This is a genomic window from Pseudorhodobacter sp. E13 (genome assembly GCF_003991405.1).
Classification (GTDB): domain Bacteria; phylum Pseudomonadota; class Alphaproteobacteria; order Rhodobacterales; family Rhodobacteraceae; genus Pseudorhodobacter.
This window is the reverse complement of the sequence record NZ_RPEN01000118.1, coordinates 1-6,178: the sequence shown is the minus strand read 5'-3', so window position 1 is coordinate 6,178 and position 6,178 is coordinate 1. Positions and strand designations below refer to the sequence as shown.

Here is a 6,178-nt window from a genome sequence, read left to right as displayed (position 1 = left end):
TGTTATCTGGACAGTCAAGCTGTCTCTTTCTGAAAACTTCCTGCCGTCATTGGGGTTTTCCCGAGTGGCATCGGTGAGACAGTTCATGGGGGCTTCCTCTCTTCTCATCCCTATTTCACCCCCACCCGGCTCACCTCTTCCTCTCCCTGACCGAGACCTTAGGTGCCGTCCTTGGACGGCGGCCTGAACGACAGGACTTTCGGGTCGGCCCGCGCGATCTGCTCTTCAAGAACCGCGATCACGCGGCGTTGTTCTTCACCCTCGAGCGCGAGGATCTGGATGTGTTGCGCCAGGGTTTTGACGGTCACGCGCAGCTCTGCCAGCTCGCCGCCGCGTGCAGCCCGCAGTTCGGCTTCGAGTTCGCGGATACGAGCCTTCAGTCCCGCGACCGATCCCGACCGGAACCGCGCCTCCGCCGCACGGAATTCGCCGAGAACGACAGTGGCACGGTTGGCCGTTGCGCGGCTGACACCAGCCTCGCGCGCAAGATTGGCGATGGTGAGACGACCGTCGGTATGGACGGAAGTTCCTTCGAGCAGTCGCTTCATGGCGGCGCGCAAGGCGTCTTCGGTCTTCTGACTGACGGGCCGTGTCATACCTTTGGGTCCTCCAGATGAGCGATCAGCCGGCGCTTTCGATCATTGTCCTGTGTGATTGCGACCTTCTGAACCGCTGACAGGGTGTTACCCTGCAGGAGGCGTTCACCCTCTTCGATTGAAGCCTGCCAGGGCGCAACATGACGCGTGGTCAGACAGGAATTGGGGCAGCGGTCCGGGCTGCAGCGCGAAATCACCGGGGCCACCGGCTTGTCGTCGGGCCGCAGGCAGAGGGCGCTGGCGGGATCGAAGAAGCAATCGTTCAGAAACCCGACATGCAGTGTCTTTCCAAGATGCGCCAGCATCGTTCGCAGGCGTTTCTGGTCAAAGATGCGCCCAGGCAGATCACCGAGGGTGTCCCGGACGTGGTCGAACTCCTGCTTGAGACGGGACGATGCCGGTCCGCCGGGCTCATCACCCTGCAGGTAGGCCTCATAATAGGCGACCACATCGTCCAATTGGCCAAGCGCCCGTTCCTGCTCGACCGCCCGCCGAAAATCTCCGTGCGGCGCGCCGGCATAGCCCTCGAACATCGCCACGGAGGCATGCTTGTACTGGATCTTTCCGGCAATAACGCCGAAGGGGCGGTTCGCGATGTACCATGCAATGGTGCGCCGGAACTGCCGGGTGGAAAAATGCCAAGGGCGCCCATCGACCTGTGGAATTGCGGGCGGGTTTGCGACCTTCGCATCCAGACCGTCGCGGAACATCTTGATGATCGGCGACGCCTGAGCGGCCAAGTAGTCTGCGGTCCAGTCCCATGGCTTCAGCGAGACCCAGAGGGATCGAAGATCACGGTCGCCGCGCGCTCGGCGCGACAGAGCTTCCATGACTTCGACGGCACGGGCGACCGGAGCGATGGTGATCCAGTCGGCGGACACGCCCGCCGCCTCGCGATGCTTGTAGACGGTGCTGCGCACGCGATAGCGCTCGATCAGGTTGTCGGCACTGCGTTCAACCGAAACGCAGCCCGGTTCCATATCCTGTAGCTCGCTGTCGCGCATTCCCGTCAGGTAGGCACAAACGATGTAACAGGCCGCCTGCAGCATCTGCTCTTCATGCGGTAAGCTGTCCGTGTCGAAACGCTCCCGCCAGGGCAGGCCGGTATCGGGATCGCGGCTGATCGGGGTATCCATGCCGCCGACCTCGGTTCCCATCTCGCCCGCCATCTGGTCCAGCATCCTCACGGTCGCAGTGGAACTACTGAGATTCCCCGTTTGAGGACAGCCGATCTGAAGGCACATCAGTCTGAAATTATACGCATTGCCTTCCTTAATGTCGGGGACACCGCGGGTGGTGTTTGGTCGGCGCTCCCAGAGCGGCACGCCCCGCCCTTCTGCCCGACGGGCCTCAAGCCAGGTACGAAGACGGTAGCGAAAGCGTTCGTGGCGGGTCTGGCGCGCATCCTCGGCAATGATCTGGGCAGCACGGGCTTCAAGACGATCCAGCTCTTCGCGCGCCGCGAGGATATCCGGGGCGAAGACATCGACGTATCGTATCGACCAGTGGAGCAACGCGCCGATGACCGGTTCGGGGATGCGCGGCGTGGTGTTCTCCGAGCTCGTCCGGCTCCGACCGCTGACATTGCTTGCCGTGCGCCCGCCCCAAGGCAGGAAGGGAATGCCGCCCCCGGTCACCCATGGCCCGAAATGATGGAGGTCGATGGGGACATCGACATAGAGGCGGATCTGTTGCGATGAACGTGCGCCGTCCGCCCCCAGATGCGCCAGATACGCGTCCAGCACTTGCTGGTCGACGCGCGCCAGCTCGACGGAACCGATACGATCGTGCAGGAACTCTCCGAAATGGCGCAGGAACAGCAATGTGCCCTTGGCGGTCGAGGGGCCGCAAGGGCCCCGGTAGCTGCGCAGCGGCGCCTGAAGGCGGGCAAGCATATACTCCTTGGCGAGCCGTCGAAGCGCGGGGTCTGCAATGGCCCTGAAATCCACACGAAACGCGGCCGGACGCGCGTTGGCGCGAAACATCGCCGGACTGAGATCCCAGACATCGTCGCCGAAGCGGGACAGCATCGATCGCTCCGATCCCGGTCTGAGCGGTCTGCCTGCGAGGATGTCGGTGTCGTCGGGATGGATTGCCGATGGCAGCGATGGCCTTGCGGTCGTGAAGTCTGGATTTGCTCTCATGCGAGACCCGCCTCCGGGGGAAGGTAGATCTGTGCCGATTGACTGGCTGCGAGGGCACGCGCGGCGGCTAGATCGGGCTCAGAGAATTGCGGCAATATCTGCGCGACGATCCTGTGGTGGGCCCTCCCGAACTTCGCCTGCCAATCTGCTTCGGACAAAATCTTGCGCTGGTCCACCACGAAATCCAGAAACGCCATCAGCGCGGGAAGCTTGCGGGTGGTGATGACGCCGTTGCGGCATTCGAGGCAGCCCCAGAACGGCACCGGGCAGGCCTCTCCCGAGTTAGCGAACGGGCTGCTGTAGAAGCCGGAACAGCTTGCCAGCCATACATCCTGTTCGCCTGCCAGCAATGCCGGAACATCGGTCGCCAAGCCCTCCGGAAAACCGGGCTGTGCCGAAGACGGAGCTGCCAAGACTTTGGCCTCGGCCTCCGGGGTCAACACGGTAGGCTGCAACGCATCTTCGACAGCGTCCATCAGCGCCTCGGCGATGGTAGCTTCGTGGATCGGCCGCAAGGCGGGAATATCCCCATAGTGGTTCGCGGCAACCTCGACGGTATGTCCAACCGCAAACCGGCGCAGCTGACCGCCGGTCTTGCGATACCACGCAGCCTTGTGGGTCTTGCGCAAACGCGAGAGGCAGAGCTTCAACGGCTTCCCGTCATCATCCTGCAACCCGTGATGTTTAACCCAGACCTTTCTAGCGGATTGCATCGGCAGAACGACATCGGTCAGGCGGCCGCGGCAGCAATACGTGAAAAGCTGTTCGCTCCCGAGATGACCGCGCGCCGTCGCGGTCCACTGAATTGCGAGGCGCAGCAGACCGCCCGGGGTGCCTGACCCTCCGTCCCGAACCCGCAGCCGCTTCCACTCGGCATGACGGGCGCGACGCTTGCAATACTCGATCTCGACATAGCCGCGGGAAGGGTTCTTGAGACAATCGGCGCGCAAGGTTTTGATCGCCTCGATCTCGAGGCCGGTCTCCAGCGACAGCAGAACGAACAGAGCAATCAGATCGCCGAGGAGCAGATGCCGCGTGCCATGCATCCTGTCGCTCAGCCCCTCATTCGAAATCCCCGCATAGTTCCGTGCCCCATAGAGTTGACGAAAAAGGTCGTTCTTAACGGTAATGAAACCGACACGGTCGATCTCCGCGAAGACGTCCCTCTCCAACCGGTCGATGCGTGTCTCGCACTCCTGCGCAAGCGTCGGCCGAAATCTCTGCCCGATGGCTGCGACGTCGGCGCGCGCGGCCGCCTTCAGGGCCGCCCGGACACTGTCGCTGTAGGCATCGCGCGGGCGCGGTGGAACACCCGGGCGCGTGCTGACATAGAACAATCGGCGGGAAGCCTCTTCGGAAAGGCGGTCTGGTTCGCCCGCATCCGCCAACCGCAGCAGCATCACCACATCTCCCATCTGGTGACGGCGATGGTTGGGATGCTGTCCGCGCTCATCCATCCAGGCGTCGAAGCCTTCGATGGTATCAACATCAATCTCGGCAAGCGCCTGTACGAATGAGCCTGTCGCATCGAGATAGCGCCAGAACCGATGGATGGCTTCGGCCAATGACATGGCGGTGCGGACGGTGCCGGCGGGGCCACCGACCTGACACGCCTGCCAGAGTGCCTGCGTGAAGGACCGCGCAAGCGAATTGCGCCCCGGCAAACGCGTCAGGTCCATCGTCGCAGTCCGTCCGGCCAGGGTAATCTCGAAACGGCGGGCGGCGATGGCAATGGCGGCGGCGGGACCGGGATCGGGAAGATGATCCGGAAAGCTCGCGCGTCGCCCCGGGCGGGGCTGTGAGACTCCGGATCTGCCGGTCATTGATCGTCCGCCATGAGTGCGTCAGTCCAGCGGTCCGCCGCCGCATCGACGAGTTCCTGCGCCTCGGCAAGGCTGTCGAGATAGATGTAGGTGCTGGTGATGTTCGCGTGGCCAAGGAGGTGTTGGAGATGGCGGAGCGGATCGCCAAGCATCTGCCGGTAGGCAGCACCATGCGCATCGGTCGGGTTGAAGATCCTGCCCACCTGTTCGCGGATCAGCATCGACAACATGTTGACCGCAAAGGTGTGCCTCAGCATGTGCGGAGTGACAGTAATATCGAGACCGAGAGCCTGGCACCGCTGGCTTGCCCTGCGAAACGCCACCTCCCAGGTTCCGGACGACACGGGCTGACCGCGTTCCGTGAGCCAGAGCGATGCGTGTTCAGCCATCCCATCAGGCGATCGCAGCAGCCGTTGGCGGTCTTGCGGACGGAGCCTGGTCAGCGCGACGCGCCGACCGCTGCCATCGATGGCGTCGCGGCCGTCGGGTGACAATACGAAGGGAACGACCGGACGAGGCGGCGCCTTTGCCATGGCAATCCGGCGCTCAATATCGCAATAATCCCTGATGAGCTTAAGTACCCGGCGCGGAAAACGAACACGACGAGGGCGCTCGCCCTTGGTAATCGCACCCGGCAGATCAAAAGGAAGTATCCGTGGGCTGTCGGCGGTCAACCGAGGTAGTTCGTCGAAAAGCAGGCAGCCGGCCTCGCCAAGGCGCATCCCCGTGGTAACGAGCAGTTCCGCGAAGACGGCATTCCGCTCGCCATTGCGGCCACGCCAGGCTGGGTCCTCCGACCCGTCCGGCAACCTGCCCCTCAGGCCGATATCCCGGAACGCGAGGTAGCGGCCCATATCGACGAATTGCATGTCATGCGGGCGTACGGCACGCTCCCGGGCTCTGTTGCCGTGGACAACCTTGGGCGTTCCCCGCCCATAACCGTGCCGAAAGGACAAGTCATATCGAAACGGCGACGAAGCGATCAGCCCTTCTTCGAACGCCCAACGGTACAATTTGTCGAGCGCTGCAATCGCCCTGTTCCAGCTGGACGCCGAAATCCGGAACGGCGCGTCCGACAGACGCCGTGCATGATGAAACGCGATGACATCGTTATGATCGGCACGCCAAAGCTGCTTGCTGCCGCGTCGTTCCTCAAGAAACCGCATCCAGATCAGGATATCATGGGCGTATGCGCGCAAACTGTGCCGCGAACGCACTCCCATGGTAGGACAAGCGCGGAAGAAGCGGTTCAGCTCATGCATATAGCTGCCGTCCCGATCCAGAAAGAACGGCATGCCATCCATAAGGCCGATCCTGTCAGCGGCCTTGGTCACGGACGCGGAAAGATCGGCTGGAACGCCTTCAACCGAAACGGGCGCGCGCAGCGCCAATCCGTCGGTGAAATAAAGCTGCGTCATCCATCCTCCAAAACCGTTAGCGTCCAGCAAACGAACGCCGCGACTCCAATCGCGCTCAAACGGAAACGCCGCCAGCCCCGTCCCTACGGCCCTTTTGATGGAGAGCGGGCCGGGGCTGGCTCATCTCTTGATCCCAAGGTTCCGCATAACCCGCACCATGCTCAGAAATGAGACGATTCCATAGAGTCAGGATAAGG

4 protein-coding genes are annotated in these 6,178 nt (G+C 62.7%); all 4 read right to left on the bottom strand.

Annotated features, from left to right (window positions below):
• Nucleotides 1–158 precede the first annotated feature (158 nt).
• Nucleotides 159–596, bottom strand: coding sequence for a hypothetical protein (locus tag EGN72_RS00625; RefSeq protein ID WP_127044735.1), 438 nt, complete (start codon nt 594–596; stop codon nt 159–161).
• A complete protein-coding gene (locus tag EGN72_RS00620) occupies nt 593–2,626 on the bottom strand; it encodes a hypothetical protein (protein ID WP_233586975.1) in 2,034 nt (677 codons plus the stop codon). The genes EGN72_RS00625 and EGN72_RS00620 overlap by 4 nt, the downstream gene beginning before the upstream one ends.
• Before the next feature lie 110 nt (nt 2,627–2,736).
• Nucleotides 2,737–4,563 carry a hypothetical protein gene (locus EGN72_RS00615; protein WP_127044734.1) on the bottom strand — a complete coding sequence of 609 codons (1,827 nt, stop codon included), beginning with the start codon at nt 4,561–4,563 and terminating at the stop codon, nt 2,737–2,739.
• Entirely contained in the window at nt 4,560–5,981 is a 1,422-nt protein-coding gene (locus EGN72_RS00610; RefSeq protein ID WP_127044733.1) for a tyrosine-type recombinase/integrase, read from the bottom strand. The genes EGN72_RS00615 and EGN72_RS00610 overlap by 4 nt, the downstream gene beginning before the upstream one ends.
• Nucleotides 5,982–6,178 lie beyond the last annotated feature (197 nt).

Bases quoted from the DNA above. Each gene is read 5' to 3' on its own strand.
- EGN72_RS00625 (WP_127044735.1), bottom strand. From the start codon at position 596: ATGACACGGCCCGTCAGTCAGAAGACCGAAGACGCCTTGCGCGCCGCC.
- EGN72_RS00620 (WP_233586975.1), bottom strand. From the start codon at position 2,626: ATGCTGTCCCGCTTCGGCGACGATGTCTGGGATCTCAGTCCGGCGATG.
- EGN72_RS00615 (WP_127044734.1), bottom strand. From the start codon at position 4,563: ATGACCGGCAGATCCGGAGTCTCACAGCCCCGCCCGGGGCGACGCGCG.
- EGN72_RS00610 (WP_127044733.1), bottom strand. From the start codon at position 5,981: ATGACGCAGCTTTATTTCACCGACGGATTGGCGCTGCGCGCGCCCGTT.